The sequence below is a fragment of the Streptomyces sp. NPDC050085 genome (assembly GCF_044460595.1).
Lineage (GTDB): Bacteria > Actinomycetota > Actinomycetes > Streptomycetales > Streptomycetaceae > Streptomyces.
The window spans coordinates 64126-79481 of sequence record NZ_JBITJZ010000017.1; the positions used below are offsets into that span (position 1 = coordinate 64126).

Here is a 15356-nt window from a genome sequence, read left to right on the forward strand (position 1 = left end):
CTACTGTCCAGTCTCCGTACTAGTTCATCATCAGAGACGGCGTTCAGTATATCGAACGGCCCTCGTGGAGCGCCCGGCGAGCCACGAGAAAATGCGGGAGGAATCCGCGGTGGCAGCAGCACCAGTCTGGAGTGTCGACCCCCGAACCGGGAAGCGGCGGGAGCAGGTTGCGGTCGAGGCCACAGCCCAGGAAGTGGACGAGGCCGTGCGCGCCGCGCACGACGCCCGCTCCGCCCTCGCCGACCGGACCGTACGCGCCGCGTTCCTGCGCACCGCGGCCGATCTGCTCGACGAGGCCGGTACGTCGGGGGCCCACCTGGTCGAGGCCGCCGACGCGGAGACCGCGCTCGGCCCGGTCCGCCTCGCCGGCGAACTCGCGCGTACGTGCTTCCAGTTGAGGGCGTTCGCGAAGGTCGTCGACGAGGGCGAGTTCCTCGGCGTCGTCATCGACCACCCCGACGACACGGCGACCCCGCCCATCCCGGACCTGCGCCGCTACAAGATCCCGCTGGGTGTCGTGGCCGTGTACTCCGCCTCGAACTTCCCGTTCGCCTTCTCGGTGCCCGGCGGCGACACCGCCAGCGCGCTCGCCGCGGGCTGCCCGGTCGTCGTCAAGGCGCACCCGGACCACCCGGCGACGTCCGAGCTGGTCGCGTCCGTCATCCGCCGCGCCGCCGCGCAGCACGGCATCCCGGACGGCGTGCTCGGCCTGGTCCACGGCTTCGAGGCGGGCGTCGAGCTGGTCAGGCACCCGCTGGTGGCGGCCGCGGGCTTCACCGGCTCGGTCCGCGGCGGTCGCGCCCTGTTCGACGCGGCGGCGGCCCGGCCGACGCCGATCCCGTTCCACGGCGAGCTGGGCTCCCTGAACCCCGTCGTCATCACCGAGGCCGCCGCGGCCGAGCGCGCCGACGCCATCGGCACGGGCCTCGCGGGCTCCATGACCCTCGGCGTCGGCCAGTTCTGCGTCAAGCCGGGACTGGTCTTCGCGCCGCGCGGCGAGGCCGGCGACACCCTGCTGAAGTCCCTGACCGCCGCCGTCAGCGACACCGCGGCCGGCGTCCTGCTCGACCACCGCATGCGCGACAACTTCGTCGCCGGTGTCGCCGAGCGCGCGGGACTGCCCGAGGTGGAGGCCCCGGTGACGCCGGGCGCGGGCGGCGAGCACACGGTCAGCCCCGGCTTCCTCACGGTCCCGGCCGCGCGCCTGGCCGTCGAGGGCGGGGCGCACGACCTGCTCCTCGAGGAGTGCTTCGGCCCGGTCACGGTCGTCGCCCGCTACGAGTCGGCGGACGAGATCACCGCCGTCCTGTCCCGCCTGCCCGGCAACCTCACGGCCACCGTCCAGCTCTCCGCCGAGGAGGCCGCGGGCGAGGGCCGGGGCGCCGAGCTGCTCGCCGAGCTGACGCCGCTCGCGGGCCGCGTCCTGGTCAACGGCTGGCCGACCGGTGTCGCGGTCGCTCCGGCCCAGCACCACGGCGGCCCCTACCCGGCGACCACCTCCACCTCCACGTCCGTCGGCGGCACGGCGATCGAGCGCTGGCTGCGCCCGGTCTCGTACCAGACGACGCCCGAGGCGCTGCTGCCGCCCGAGCTGCGCGACGACAACCCCCTGGGGCTGCCGCGGCGCTTCAACGGCCGCCTGGAAAACTAGGGGCCATGGAACTCCAACTCCCCGAACTGCCCTTCCCGTTGCGTGCCTACGGCCCCGACGGGAACTGGTCGTACGAGAACGGGACGCTGACCGGCTGGGCGGGTGCCCGGCAGGACCGTTTCGTCCCGCCGACCGGCGAGGCGCTGGACCCCGCCTCCGACGCGCCCCGTCTGCTGGGTGCGCCGGAGGGGGACTTCCAGCTGATCGCGCGGGTCACGGTGGGGTTCGCGGCGGCGTTCGACGCGGGCGTCCTCTATCTCCACGTCGGGGACAGGGAGTGGGCCAAGCTCTGCTTCGAGCGGTCCCCTGACGAGCCCACGATCTGTACGGTCGTCACGCGCGGCCACTCCGACGACGCGAACGCGTTCGCGGTGCCCGGGTCCTCGGTCTGGCTCCGGATCAGCCGCACCGGCTCGGCGTTCGCGTTCCACGCGTCGACGGACGGCGAGAAGTGGACCTTCGTCCGCATCTTCTCCCTCGGCGACGACAAGTCGGCCGGGGCCGCGCTGGTCGGCTTCCTGGCGCAGTCGCCGGTCGGGGAGGGGTGCGTCGTGACGTACGACCACGTCGAGTTCCGGCCGAACTGGCCGCGGGGGCTGCGGGACGGGTCCTGAGGCCCTGGCCAGGGCCGCGGGAATGAGCGGAGGGTCCATCCGGTTGTAGACGGGGCAGGGACACCCCCTGCCCCGTACGACACCGCCCGACCTGAAGCGAGAAGACCCCATGCGCGTCGAGATCTGGACCGACATCAACTGCCCGTTCTGCTACATCGGCAAGTCCCGGTTCGAGCAGGCCCTCGACGCCTTCCCGCACAAGGACCAGGTCGAGGTCGTGCACCGGTCCTTCGAGCTGGACCCGACCATCGCCAAGGGCGACACCGGTCTCGTCGTCCCGAAGATCGCCAAGAAGTACGGCATCAGCGAGGAGCAGGCCGCCGCCAACGAGCGAGGCCTCGGACAGCAGGCCGGCGCGCTCGGTCTGCCCTACCTCACCGAGGGCCGCGACTACGGCAACAGCTTCGACCTGCACCGGCTGCTGCACCTCGCCAAGGACAAGGGCGTGCAGGACGCCGTCATCGACGCGCTGTACCAGGGCAACTTCGTCGAGAAGGAGTCCGTCTTCGCCGACGAGGAGAACGTCGTACGGCTCGTCGTCGCGGCCGGACTCGACGAGGCCGAGGTCCGCGCCGTCCTCGCCGACCCGACCGCGTACGCCGACGACGTGCGGGCCGACGAGCGCGAGGCCGCCGAGCTCGGCGCGACCGGCGTCCCGTTCTTCGTCCTCGACCGCAAGTACGGCGTCTCCGGCGCCCAGCCCGCCGAGGTCTTCACGCAGGCCCTCACCCAGGCGTGGGGCGACCGCCCCGCGCCCCTGCAGACCCTCGCGGACGGCGACGCCTGCGGCCCCGACGGCTGCGCCGTACCCCAGGCCTGACCTGGGCAGATAAGCGTCGCTTAGACGTACTGCTCAACTATTCGCAATGGACGGGCAGTTGGCGGCGGGGCACAGTGGTGCCATGGAGATCACCGGTGAGCACCCGCCCGTCGCCCCCGCCCTGAACCTCGACCTGGTCCGCGCGCAGTACACCCCGGCCGTCACGTACCTGAACACGGCCGGCTCGGGACTGCTCCCCGCCCGCGCCACCGCCGCGATGCGCGCCGCGATCGACGCCATGGCCGAGGGCCGCTCCATCGACAGCCTCTTCGCCGACACCGAGGAGGCCCGCGCCGCGTTCGCCCGGATCGCCGGGGTCCCGGTGGCCCGGGTGGCGACGGGCGGATCGGTCGCCGTGTACACGGGCCTGATCGCCGCGTCGCTGCCCGAGGGCGCCGAGGTCCTCACCGCGGAGGGCGAGTTCAGCTCCACGATCAACCCCTTCCACGTGCGCGGCGACCTCAAGGTGCGCACGGTCCCGCTGGAGGCCCTCACGGAGTCCGTGCGCCCCGGCACGGCCCTGGTCGCCGTGAGCGCGGCGCAGTCCGCGGACGGCAGGGTGGCGGACCTCGCGGCCCTGCGCGCCGTGACCCGCGAGCACGGTGCGCGCCTGTACGTCGACGCGTCGCAGGCGGCGGGCTGGTTCGACCTCGCCGCGCACGCCGCGGCCGCGGACTACGTGGCCTCCGTCGCGTTCAAGTGGCTGACCTGCCCGCGCGGCGCCACGTTCTTCGTCGGGCCCGAGGACCCGCGGGAGCTGACGCCGGTCTTCGGCGGCTGGGTGGCGGGGGAGAAGCCCTGGGACAGCTGCTACGGACCGGTCACCGAACTCGCCCGCTCCGCCCGCCGCTTCGACGAGACGCCCAGCCTCATCTCGTACACCGGCGCCCGCCAGTCCCTCGCCCTCGTCGAGGAGTTGGGGACCGACGCGATCCGCGCCCACGACCTGGCCCTCGCCGACCGCTTCAGGACCGGCCTCGCCGCGATCGGCCACGAACCGGTCCCGGCCCCCGGCTCCCCGATCGTCTCCGTCCCACAACTGGGCGTACGTCAGCCGGAGTTGAGAGCCCAGGGCATCGAACTCTCCAACCGCGCAGGCAACTTGAGGGCGTCCTTCCACTTCTACAACACCACCGAGGACGTGGACCGCCTGCTCGACGCCCTGTCCGGCTGAACCCTGGCGTCCGGGCCCGCCGGACGCTAGGAAGGCACTACGAGGTGGTGGTGCCGGTGGCCCGTACGGACGAGACAGGACCGACGGCCGACGCCGCGCTGCACCAGCGGCTTGTCTACGGCGACGAGTCCGCGCTCGCGGAGGCGTACGACCGCTACGGCGGGCTCGTCCGGTCCGTCGCGGTGCGCGTCACCCGGCAGGCCGGCGCCGCCGACGACGTGGCCCAGGAGGTCTTCGCCCAGCTGTGGGCGCGGCCCTACGCCTTCGACGCGCGCCGCGGCACCCTGCGCACCTGGCTGACGATGCTGGCCCACCGCCGCGCCGTCGACTGGGTGCGCAGCGAGGCCCGCCACCGCAAGTCGGTCACCGCGGACGACGAGGCCCTGCACGCGATCCCGGCGCCGGACCCCGGGCCCGACGAGCGCGTCGTGGACCGCGAACGCGCCCTCCTGCTCCACTCGGCCCTCGCCGAACTCCCGCTGCCGCAACGGCAGGTGGTGCACCTGGCGTACTTCGCGGGCCGGACGTACCGTCAGGCTGCGGCGGAACTCGGCATCCCCGAGGGCACGGCGAAGACCCGGCTGCGCACGGCCCTGCACCGCCTGGCCGAAACCTTGGCGGACCCGCCCGACCCGGCCAGGGAGGCAAGCGCGTCATGACGACGAACGACCACGGCCACGAGCACGCGTCGACCGGCGAACTCCTCGGCGCCTGGGCCCTGAACGCCCTGCCCCCGCCCGAACGGGCCGCGGTTCCACGGCACTTGGCGGACTGTGCGCAGTGCGCGGCGGAGGCGGCCCGGCTGCGCGAGACGGTACGCCTGCTGGACGGCGGCGACCCCGGCAGCGGCGACCCGGGCAGCAGTGACTTGAGCGGCGGTGACACGCGTGACGGCGTCGGCGTCGGCGTGGCCGCGGGAGCTGCCCCGGGTGAGTCCGCCGGTGAGGCCGCGGCCGTCGCACCGGACCTTCTGCGCTCCCGCACGCTCACCCGCGCCCTGGCCACCCGTCCGCCCGCCCCCCGCGTCGCCCCCCACGCGGAGCCCTACGCCGCGGCCGTCGCCGCCCTCGCCGCCCTGCTCGCCGAGGTCACGGCGGAGGGTGCCGAGGGTGCCGAGGGTGCTGCCTGGCACACCCCCGTCGTGCACGACTGGTCCGTGCAGGACACCGTCGCGCACCTCGTCGCCGCCGACGAGCACCTCGCCGTCCGTCTGGGGCTGCCGGCCAACGAACCGTCCCCCGGCGTGCCCGGGCCGCAGGACGCCGGGTGGCGCACGGCCTGGGCCACCCGGACCCAGCGGGTCATCGCCCACGAGCGCGCCCGCGCTCCCGGCGAAACCCTCGGGCTCTGGCGCGCCCAGGCCGCCGCGCTGCTCGCCGTCCCGGCGGCCCGGGACGCCGAACTCGCCGCGCGGGCCGTCACGTTGGTCGGGGTGCGGCTGCCCGTCGCCGAGCACTTCCTGGTCCGCGCCTTCGAGACCTGGATCCACGCCGGCGACATCGGGCGCGCCCTCGGCCTGCCGGTGCCCCCGCCGCCCGCCGCACACCTGTGGCGCCTGGTCAGGCTGGCCGTGCGCATCCTCGGTCTCGCGCTCGGCCCGCAGGCGGCGCCGGTCGCGCTCACCGTCGTGGACGCCGGGCGCAGCACGGAGTGGATCCTCGGCGCGGAGGGCGAACCGGTCCGTGCCGAACTCGCCCTGGACCCGGTCGACTTCTGCCTGCTGATCGGCGGCCGCGTCGACCCCGGAACCGTCCCGCGGGGCGCGAGCGGCGACGAGGAAGCGGTGCGGGCCGTCCTGGACCGGGCCGCCAGGCTGGCCTGGCTCTGAACGACCCCGGCCGGTCCTGGTCCTACTCGGGGCACCCCTCCGGCTCCGTACAGAGATTCGCCTCCACCAGCCCGAGCAGCCGTACGAACTCCTGCTGGTCGCCCGCCGTGAGGCCCGCCAGTGTCTGCTGCTCCAGGGCGTCCCAGGCTCCGGTCACCTCTTCCAGGAGGCCGCAGCTCTTGTCGGTGGCCTCGACGAGCACCGCCCGCCGGTCGGCCGGATCGGGGGAGCGGCGCACGTGCCCGGCCTGTTCCAGGCGCTGCAGCATCTTGGTGACGGTCGACGGGTCGAGCTCGACCGACTTGATCAGCTCCGACTGACGCACCGGTCCCTTGTCCCACAGGTGCATCATCAAGAACTCCTGCCCCGGATAGAGGCCGAGCCGGCGCAGCTGCCGGCCCGCCGCGGTGCGGTGCAGCCGGGCCACGCGGGCCAGGGCGAGACTGACCGGCCCGCCGAGACCCGCCTCGTGGGCGGAACAGGCCGCCGCCGCGGAGGGCGGGGCCGATGACTTCGATGAGGGCGAGGGCATGGACGCTCCTGGTTGCGGGCTTCATCAGAAGATTACCTTGGTCGGCCAAGTAATGCGTTACAGTGGGCGCAGCCCGATTGCTTGGCCGACCAATTAATAACGGCTGACCAGCTGATGCGGCCGACCGATGACTGTTGATGACTGTTGATGGAGTAGCCATGACCACCGTGTTCGATCCGATCGACCTGCCCGGCGCCCGTCTCGCCAACCGCATCGCCATGGCCCCGATGACCCGCAGCCGGGCCGGCGAGGGCGGCACCGCCACCGAGCTGACCGCCGAGTACTACGCGCAGCGCGCCTCGGCGGGCCTGATCATCACCGAAGGCATCCAGCCCTCCGAGGCGGGCCAGGGCTACGCGTGGACGCCGGGTCTGCACAGCGCCGAGCAGATCGCCTCCTGGCGCAAGGTCACCGACGCGGTGCACGCCGCGGGCGGCACCATCTTCGCCCAGATCATGCACGCGGGCCGGATCAGCCACCCCTCGCTGCAGCCGCAGGGCGGTCTCCCCGTGGCGCCGTCCGCGGTGGCGCCCGAGGGGCAGGCCTTCACGAACGACGGCTTCCAGGACTTCGTCGCGCCCCGCGAGCTGACCGCCGACGAGATTCGCGCCACCGTCCAGGACTACGCCACGGCCGCCCGCGGCGCGATCGAGGCCGGCTTCGACGGCGTCGAACTGCACGGCGCCAACGGCTACTTGATCCACCAGTTCCTCGGCACGGGCAGCAACCAGCGCACCGACGAGTGGGGCGGCAGCGTCGAGAACCGCATCCGGTTCGCGGTGGAGACCGTCAAGGCCGTCGCCGACGCCATCGGCGCCGAGCGCACCGCACTGCGCATCTCGCCCGGAAACCCGTACAACTCGATGAGCGAGAGCGACCCGGCCGAGACCCACGCCGCTCTCGTCGACGCCGTCGAGCCGCTCGGCCTCGCGTACCTCCACGTCCTGGAGGCCACCCCCGCGGCCTGGATCCGGGAGACGACCGCCGATCTGCGCAAGCGGTTCACGGGCACGTTCGTCCTCAACCCGCACACCGAGACGCCCACCGACCACCAGGCCCTGAGCCTCATAGAGGACGGCCTCGCCGATGTGATCGCCTTCGGCGCCCTCTTCCTCGCCAACCCGGACCTGCCGGCCCGCCTGAAGACCGGGGGCCCGTACAACACCCCGGACCCGGCCACCTTCTTCGGCGGGACCGAGAAGGGGTACACGGACTACCCGGCGCTCCCGTAAGCAACGTAGGCGCAGCAAGCGCAGTCGGGGCGGGACCGCAGCACGGTCCCGCCCCAACTCGCGTACGTACGAGGGTCACTTCACCGGAGTGAAGTCCCTGGCCCCGATGAACTCAGGGCGTCGCACCGGCGCCGCGAACGGCTCCACCGCCTCGTTCTCCACGCTGTTGAACACGATGAAGACGTTGCTGCGCGGGTACGGCGTGATGTTGTCGCCCGAGCCGTGCATGGCGTTGCAGTCGAACCAGGTCGCCGAGCCCGCCGGGCCCGTGAACAGGCGGATGCCGTGCCGGTCGGCGAACTTGGTCAGCGCGTCGTCGCTCGGCGTGCCCGCGTCCTGCATCTGCAGCGACTTCTTGTAGTTGTCCTTGGGCGTGGCGCCCTCGCAGCCCAGGAACGTCTTGTGCGAGCCGGGCATGATCATGAGCCCGCCGTTGGTGTCGTAGTTCTCCGTCAGCGCGATGGAGACGGACACCGTCCGCATGTTCGGCAGACCGTCCTCGGCGTGCCAGGTCTCGAAGTCCGAGTGCCAGTAGAAGCCGCTCGCCCCGAAGCCCGGCTTGACGTTGATCCGCGACTGGTGGACGTACACGTCCGAGCCGAGGATCTGGCGGGCCCGGCCCACGACGCGTTCGTCGCGCACCAGGTTCGCGAACACCTCGCTGATCTTGTGCACTTCGAAGACGGACCGCACGTCCTGCGACGTCGGCTCGACGATCGAGCGCTCGTCGGCCTTGATCGCCGGATCCGAGATCAGCCGGTTCAACTCGGCCTGGTACGTGCCGATTTCGTGCGGCCCGATCAACTCCTCGATCGCGAGGAAGCCGTCCCGGTCGAAGGCCGCGAGGTCCGACTCGCGGATCGGACCGCGCGCCCCCGGCGGCGACCAGACCACCGGGTCGACGCGCGGGGTCGCCACCTCGGAGGTGCCACGGGTCGGGTACAGGTCAGCGGCAGTGCTCGTCATCTGGCTCAGGCCTCCTCGGTCACGGAGTCGGGCTCGGTCAGCAGCGGGTAGACGCCGTTCTCGTCGTGGTCCTCCCGTCCGGTCACGGGAGGGTTGAACACGCACACGCAGCGGAAGTCGGTCTTGGGGCGCAGCGTGTGGCGCTCGTGGCCGTTCAGGAGATACATCGTGCCCGGCTCGATCCAGTGCTTCTCGCCGGTCTCCCGGTTCTCGAGCTCGGCCTCGCCCTCGACGCACAGCACGGCCTCGATGTGGTTCGCGTACCACATGTCGGTCTCCGTGCCCGCGTAGAGGACCGTCTCGTGCAGGGAGAAGCCGACCCTCTCCTTGGCGAGGACGATGCGCTTGCTCTCCCAGGTGCCGGACGCCGACTTTACGTGCCGGTCGGTGTTCTCGATCTCCTTGAACGAACGGACGATCACGGTGAGTTGCTGCCTTTCGATCCTTGAACGGTTTGCTGATGGTGTGTCAGGCGGTCTCGCGCACGGCCCGGGTGAGCGTGCGCAGCCCCTCCTCCAGCTCCTCGGGCGTGATCGTCAGCGCCGGAAGCAGCTTGACGACCTCGCTCTCGGGGCCGGAGGTCTCGATGAGCAGACCGAGCTCGAAGGCGCGTTTGGCGACCTTGTTCGCCCGCTCCTTGTCGCGGAACTCGAGGCCCCACACCAGGCCGCGGCCGCGGTACTCGACGGTGTCCTCGGGGTACTCGGCGCGCAGCGCGCTGAGCGTCTCCTCGATCTGCTCGCCGCGCTTGAGCGTCTGCTTCTCCATGGCCGGGCCGTCGGTCCAGTACGTCTCCAGGGCCGCGGCGGCGGTCACGAACGCGGGGTTGTTGCCGCGGAACGTGCCGTTGTGCTCGCCCGGCTCCCAGATGTCGAGCTCCGGCTTGAACAGGCACAGGGACATGGGAAGCCCGTACCCGCTGATGGACTTCGAAACGGTCACGATGTCCGGTGTGATGCCCGCCTCCTCGAAGGAGAAGAACGCACCGGTGCGGCCGCAGCCCATCTGGATGTCGTCGACGATCAGGAGCATGTCCCAGCGCTCGCACACGTCGGCGAGCTTGCGCAGCCACTCGGCGCGCGCGACGTTGATGCCGCCCTCGCCCTGGACCGTCTCGACGATCACGGCCGCCGGGGTGTTCAGGCCGGAACCGGAGTCCTCCAGGAGCCGCTCGAACCAGATGAAGTCCGGGGTCTGCCCGTCCAGGTAGTTGTCGAACGGCATCGGGGTGCCGTGCACCAGCGGGATGCCCGCGCCCGCCCGCTTGAACGCGTTGCCGGTCACGGCGAGCGAGCCGAGCGACATCCCGTGGAAGGCGTTCGTGAACGACACGATCGACTCGCGGCCCTTGACCTTGCGGGCCAGCTTCAGCGCGGACTCGACGGCGTTGGTGCCCGTCGGGCCCGGGAACATGACCTTGTAGGGCAGGTCGCGCGGGCGCAGGATGACGTTCTGGAAGGTCTCCAGGAAGGCGCGCTTCGCGGAGGTCGACATGTCGAGGCCGTGCGTGACGCCGTCCCGCTCGATGTAGTCGATCAGGGCGCGTTTCAACACGGGGTTGTTGTGCCCGTAGTTGAGCGATCCGGCGCCCGCGAAGAAGTCCAGGTACTCGTGGCCGTCCTCGTCGTACATGCGGCTGCCCTGGGCCCGGTCGAAGACGGTGGGCCAGCCGCGGCAGTAGCTGCGCACCTCCGACTCAAGGGTCTCGAAGACGCTCAGGTCCGGCTGGGTGATGGTCACAGCGAAGTGCTCCTCTTTGAAGGGGAGTTGAGGGGGGTGAGGGGGGAGGGGGGGGCGGTGAAGTCTCGGGGGCTCAGGCCAGCGGCCCGATGCGGTACAGCTCCTCGGGCAGGTGCCCGTCGTCCGGGAACAGGCCCGCGTCGAACAGGACGTGGCGCTCCACCGATGCCCCGTGCCTGCGGGCGTAGGACAGGAACAGCGCCTGGGACGCGGAGTTGTCCGGCGTGATCGTCGTCTCGAGGGTCGTGACCTGCCGTCCCGCGGCGACCTTGGCGGTCAGTCCGTCGAGCAGTTCCCGGGCCAGACCGTGCCCGCGGTGCGCCTCGTCCACGGCGATCTGCCACACGACGAGCGTGCCCGGACGGTCGGGCCGCAGATAGCCGGTGACGAATCCGGCGACCTCGCCGGCCTCGTCCCTGGCCACCACGGAGGTGGCCGCGAAGTCGCGGCACCACAGCAGATAGCTGTACGACGAGTTCAGGTCGAGCACCTTCGAGTCGCGTGCGATACGCCAGATCGCGGCGCCGTCTGCGACGCCTGGATGGTCGAGCTGGAATTGCGCTTGTGCGGCGGTCATGCGAATTGAATTTACCGAGCAATTTCTGGAATTGCATCTGGGGGAGGGGTTACGTGGCGGGGGTGGTCCGTGTTATCGCGCGCGGGCGAGCACGCGCGTGAGGACTCGACACTCTGTGCCTATTTGTCCAGGAGAAAGGGGGCAAAAGGTCGCAGGTGTGGAGTGCGTCACAACGACGTAACCCCCTTGACCCGCGCCCGAATTACGTTGGTTGCCGTTGTTGAAATCTTAGTGTTTACGTCGCGGGAAAGCGGGCAGAAGCAATACGGGAAGCTGCCCCTGATAAAACTTGGAAATAGGTGAGGGAAATATAAATGGCGCCGCCCGAAAAAGGGGCGGCGCCATGGATTGTGTGCCCGGATCGCGTACCGGGTTCGCAGTTATGCCCAGGCGGCGGCGACGGCCTTGCGCGCCCCCTCCAGGTCCACCTCGAACCCGGCCTCCGCGAGCGCCCCGCCGAGCGCCGCGAGCGACGACTGCACGACGCCGCGCGTGGCCTGCGGGCCGTAGTGGTTGACGCGGATCATCTCCTGCGCCAGCGCGCCGCCACCCGCGACCAGCGGCAGCACCGGGTCCACGGCAAGGGCCTTCGCCACCAGGTCGCGCGCGTCGGTCCCGGCGGGCGCGCGCAGCGTCGTGGCGACCGGGGCCGCGTCCCGCGCCTCGTGCACGTACGGCTCAAGTCCCGCGCCCAGGGCGAGAGTTCCGGCCCGCGTCGCGGCCGCGGCGCTCGTGTGACGTGCCATCAGGGCGTCGAGGCCCTCGCTCTCGATCCGCTCCACACACGCCTCGAGCGCGAGCATCTCCAACTGCGCGGGCGCGTGCAGCAGCGCCTTGCGGCCGCCGTCGACCCAGCGCTGCTTCCAGTCGAGCAGCGACAGGTACGAGTGGCGCGGCGCCTGCGGGTTGGCGGCCATCCGCGCCCAGGCCCGCTCGCTCACCGACACGGCCGAGACGCCGGCCGGGCCGCCCATCGCCTTCTGCGCACCGATCACGCACAGGTCCACGCCCCACGCGTCCGGCAGCACCGGCTCGGCCGCGATCGAGGCGACGGCGTCCAGGTAGAACAACGCGCCGTGCTCGCGCACCACTTCACCGATCTCGGCGACCGGGTTCGTGTTGCCGGTCGCGGCCTCCGCGTGCACCAGCGACACGAAGTCGATGTCCGGGTGCTCGGCGAACGCCTGCCGCACCTGCTCGGCGGTGACGGCCGCGTGGAAGGGCACGGCGAGGTCGTGCACGGTCGCCCCGCAGTCGCGCAGCCAGTCCCCGAAGGTCTGGCCGTACGGGCCGGTGATCACGTTCAGTGCGACGGTGCCGGGCCCCGCCGTCCCGCGGATCGCGCCCTCCAGCGGCAGCAGCGCCTCGCCCTGCATGATCACCACGTCCTGCGACGTGTCCATCAGACGGGCCACGCGGTCCTCGATGGAGGCGAAGTGCTCGGCGCTCAGGGGGGCCAGATCGAGAAACGGATGCGTCACGGTGGTGCTCTCTTCGCTCACTGGTTCGGACGGGGATGCCGCTGTCGAGCGTACCCACCCCTTTCGTAGGCTTCGTGCCATGACTGAGCTGAGCCGTCCCGGGGTGCTGCACGTGAAGGGGCGGGTCCTGGCCGGGCCCGACGACGTACGCGACGAGCTGTGGGTGATCGACGGCCGCATCACCTACGACCGCCCGGTCACGGCGGGCCTCGACGTCACCACGGTCGACGGCTGGGCGCTCCCCGGCCTCGTCGACGCGCACTGCCACGTCGGCCTCGACACCCACGGCCCGGTCCCCGCGGAGACGGCGGAGAAGCAGGCGCTGACCGACCGCGAGGCGGGCACGCTGCTCCTGCGGGACGCGGGCTCACCGTCCGACACCCGCTGGATCGACGACCGCGAGGACCTGCCGAAGATCATCAGGGCCGGGCGCCACATCGCCCGCACCCGCCGCTACATCCGCAACTACGCGCACGAGATCGAGCCCGAGGACCTCGTCGCGTACGTCGCCCAGGAGGCCCGGCGCGGCGACGGCTGGGTCAAGCTCGTCGGCGACTGGATCGACCGCGGCACCGGCGACCTCTCCGCCTGCTGGCCCCGCGAGGCCGTCGAAGCGGCGATCACCGAGGCCCACCGGCTCGGGGCGCGGGTGACGGCCCACTGCTTCGCCGAGGACTCCCTGCGCGACCTGGTCGAGGCGGGCATCGACTGCATCGAGCACGCCACGGGCCTGACCGAGGACACGATCCCGCTCTTCGCCGAGCGCGGCGTCGCCATCGTCCCGACCCTGGTCAACATCGCCACGTTCCCCGACCTGGCGGCCGGCGGCGAGCAGAAGTTCCCCCGCTGGTCGGCCCACATGCGCCGCCTCTACGACCGCCGCTACGACACGGTGCGCGCCGCGTACGACGCCGGTGTCCCGGTGTACGTCGGCACGGACGCGGGGGGTTCTCTCGCGCACGGCCTGGTGGCCGGGGAGGTCGCGGAGCTCGTGAAGGCCGGCGTCCCGCCGGTCGAGGCGCTCTCGGCCACGGCCTGGGGCGCCCGCGCGTGGCTCGGCCGCCCGGGGCTCGAGGAGGGTGCGGCGGCGGACCTGGTGGTGTACGGGTCGGACCCGCGGGCGGACGTGGGTGTGCTGGCCGCACCGCGGCGGATCGTGTTGCGGGGGAGGGTGGTCGGGTAGGCGCCCGCCCGTCCGCGGGGAACTGCGCGAGAAGCCCGACCGGGCCGCGGCACGGCGGTCATCGGAATCCCCTGTGGGGCAGGCGAGTTGGCGCGTTGACGCAGCGTGACCTGCCGCGTCCGCTGCTCGTTGCACACAATTTGGCCGCACCGGCGCTGTCAACCGGCGCATACGCGGCGGATCCGCGGTCCGGGTGACAACAGGGTGACGTCAGGGAACAACCGAGCCCACAGATTCGAAGACGTGCACGGAAACCCCCCTTTGGGGTGAACTGACGCCCAGTTGCCGCCCGTTCACTCTCAGTGCGTAAAGATTCCTTCGTCGACGACCAGTTGACGACCAGTCGATCCACGACCGGTCGACGCGGTCGGCGGCTCGGCGCCATGTCCCCATGTGCGCAGCCCCGACGGCACCTCTCCGGTCCGTCTGGTCCACCTGTCCCGTTCCACTGCTCCGTCTCTACCTGGGGGTCCCACCAGCATGCCCAGCTCCACGTTCAGCACCGCCCTGCGCACGCCCGCCCGCCGGCTCGCCACGACGGCCGTCGCGACCGCGCTCGCCGCGGGCCCCGTCGCCCTCGCCGCCGCGGGACCGGCCGCCGCCACCGGCGACCACGGCGGCCGGGCGAGCGCGGTCGTCCTCCGCACCGGCCTGGACGTCTCCCTGCTCAACAAGACCGTGAACGTCCCGCTGAAGGTCGCGCTGAACGAGGTGCAGGCGCCCGCCAGCGCCGAGAAGACCGCGCTCACCGTGAAGCTGGACGGGGTCGACGCCGGCCGGCCGGTCAGCGTCCTGCGCGCCGACGTCGCGAAGGCGAGGGCGACCGTCGACGACCACAGGGCGGAGGGCTTCACCCAGCTCGTCCACGCCAAGGTGCACGTCCCCGGCCTGCCGCTGCTCTCCCTGATCGAGGTCGACCAGGTCACCTCGAAGGCGCTGTGCGAGGCGGGCAAGAAACCCGTCGCCGAGTCGAACCTGCTGGGCTCCGTCACGGTCCTCGGCAAGAAGGTGACGCTGAGCGTCGGCGGCACGACCGAGATCAAGGTGCCGGGCGTCGGCGAGGTCTCCCTCGGCCTGTCCACCACCTCGACGACGTCCACCACGGCGGCCGCCTCCGCACTTCAACTCAAGGTCTCCGTCAACCCGTTGAAGCTGAACGTCGCCGAGGTCAACGGCGAGGTGACCCTGGCCGGCGCCACCTGCGAGGCCCCGAAGCCGGCCAAGCCGTCCCCGGCCGCGTCCAAGCCGGCCGGTGACTCCGCCGACGACATCAAGCCCCAGGGCGGCAAGGAGGCCGCGCCGGTCGCCGCCGAACAGGCCGCCACGAAGAGCGACTTGGCGGAGACGGGCGGCAACTCGACGACGCCGTACGTCGCGGGCGGTGCGATCGTGCTCCTGGTCGCGGGCGGCGGGGCCGTGGCGATGGCCCGCCGGGGTCGCGCACGGTCGTAACCGGTCGCTGAGCGGGGGCTGAGCGGAGGGCTGGGCGGGGGAGGGGTGCTGCCGTGGGGGCGGCACCCCTCGCCCGCTTCTGAATGCCCCACTCCGCCGATACCTT

The 15356-nt window shown here is 71.9% G+C and carries 15 protein-coding genes; 9 read left to right on the plus strand and 6 right to left on the minus strand.

Features of this window, described 5'->3' with window-relative positions; all coding sequences use genetic code 11:
* Positions 1-109: 109 nt before the first annotated feature.
* From ACIBUY_RS37410 to ACIBUY_RS37435, 6 genes are all read left to right on the plus strand, one after another.
* Entirely contained in the window at positions 110-1651 is a 1542-nt protein-coding gene (locus tag ACIBUY_RS37410; RefSeq protein ID WP_365570859.1) for an aldehyde dehydrogenase (NADP(+)), read from the plus strand.
* A 5-nt stretch (positions 1652-1656) separates the two neighbouring features.
* A complete protein-coding gene (locus tag ACIBUY_RS37415) occupies positions 1657-2265 on the plus strand; it encodes a DUF1349 domain-containing protein (protein WP_365570857.1) in 609 nt (202 codons plus the stop codon).
* A gap of 109 nt (positions 2266-2374) precedes the next feature.
* A complete protein-coding gene (locus ACIBUY_RS37420) occupies positions 2375-3085 on the plus strand; it encodes a DsbA family oxidoreductase (protein WP_365570854.1) in 711 nt (236 codons plus the stop codon).
* Between the two features lie 82 nt (positions 3086-3167).
* Positions 3168-4259, plus strand: coding sequence for an aminotransferase class V-fold PLP-dependent enzyme (locus ACIBUY_RS37425; RefSeq protein ID WP_365570851.1), 1092 nt, complete (start codon positions 3168-3170; stop codon positions 4257-4259).
* Between the two features lie 44 nt (positions 4260-4303).
* On the plus strand, positions 4304-4918 hold the full coding sequence (locus tag ACIBUY_RS37430; RefSeq protein ID WP_365570848.1) for a sigma-70 family RNA polymerase sigma factor: 615 nt from the start codon (positions 4304-4306) through the stop codon (positions 4916-4918).
* Positions 4915-6087 carry a maleylpyruvate isomerase N-terminal domain-containing protein gene (locus tag ACIBUY_RS37435; RefSeq protein WP_399155025.1) on the plus strand — a complete coding sequence of 391 codons (1173 nt, stop codon included), beginning with the start codon at positions 4915-4917 and terminating at the stop codon, positions 6085-6087. The genes ACIBUY_RS37430 and ACIBUY_RS37435 overlap by 4 nt, the downstream gene beginning before the upstream one ends.
* A gap of 22 nt (positions 6088-6109) precedes the next feature.
* On the opposite strand, the gene ACIBUY_RS37440 is transcribed toward ACIBUY_RS37435, so the two are convergent.
* Positions 6110-6619, minus strand: a complete 510-nt coding sequence (locus ACIBUY_RS37440; protein WP_399155026.1) for a MarR family winged helix-turn-helix transcriptional regulator — start codon at positions 6617-6619, stop codon at positions 6110-6112.
* A gap of 158 nt (positions 6620-6777) precedes the next feature.
* Here ACIBUY_RS37440 and ACIBUY_RS37445 point away from each other — a divergent pair, with 158 nt between their 5' ends.
* On the plus strand, positions 6778-7851 hold the full coding sequence (locus ACIBUY_RS37445) for an alkene reductase (protein WP_399155027.1): 1074 nt from the start codon (positions 6778-6780) through the stop codon (positions 7849-7851).
* A 75-nt stretch (positions 7852-7926) separates the two neighbouring features.
* On the opposite strand, the gene thpD is transcribed toward ACIBUY_RS37445, so the two are convergent.
* The 5 genes from thpD to ACIBUY_RS37470 form a co-directional block, all read right to left on the minus strand.
* On the minus strand, positions 7927-8817 hold the full coding sequence (gene thpD / locus ACIBUY_RS37450; protein WP_365570838.1) for an ectoine hydroxylase: 891 nt from the start codon (positions 8815-8817) through the stop codon (positions 7927-7929).
* A 5-nt stretch (positions 8818-8822) separates the two neighbouring features.
* Positions 8823-9239 carry an ectoine synthase gene (locus tag ACIBUY_RS37455; protein ID WP_365570835.1) on the minus strand — a complete coding sequence of 139 codons (417 nt, stop codon included), beginning with the start codon at positions 9237-9239 and terminating at the stop codon, positions 8823-8825.
* A 46-nt stretch (positions 9240-9285) separates the two neighbouring features.
* Complete coding sequence (ectB, locus tag ACIBUY_RS37460) at positions 9286-10557, minus strand: diaminobutyrate--2-oxoglutarate transaminase (RefSeq protein WP_365570832.1); 1272 nt, start codon at positions 10555-10557, stop codon at positions 9286-9288.
* 73 nt (positions 10558-10630) lie between these two features.
* A complete protein-coding gene (ectA, locus tag ACIBUY_RS37465; protein ID WP_365570830.1) occupies positions 10631-11134 on the minus strand; it encodes a diaminobutyrate acetyltransferase in 504 nt (167 codons plus the stop codon).
* 380 nt (positions 11135-11514) lie between these two features.
* Positions 11515-12615 (minus strand): aminotransferase class V-fold PLP-dependent enzyme, encoded by a 1101-nt coding sequence (locus ACIBUY_RS37470; RefSeq protein ID WP_365570827.1) that lies wholly within the window; start codon positions 12613-12615, stop codon positions 11515-11517.
* 79 nt (positions 12616-12694) lie between these two features.
* Between ACIBUY_RS37470 and ACIBUY_RS37475 the strand changes: the two genes are divergently transcribed.
* A complete protein-coding gene (locus ACIBUY_RS37475) occupies positions 12695-13798 on the plus strand; it encodes an amidohydrolase family protein (protein WP_399155028.1) in 1104 nt (367 codons plus the stop codon).
* 480 nt (positions 13799-14278) lie between these two features.
* Positions 14279-15250, plus strand: a complete 972-nt coding sequence (locus ACIBUY_RS37480; RefSeq protein ID WP_399155029.1) for an SCO1860 family LAETG-anchored protein — start codon at positions 14279-14281, stop codon at positions 15248-15250.
* Positions 15251-15356 lie beyond the last annotated feature (106 nt).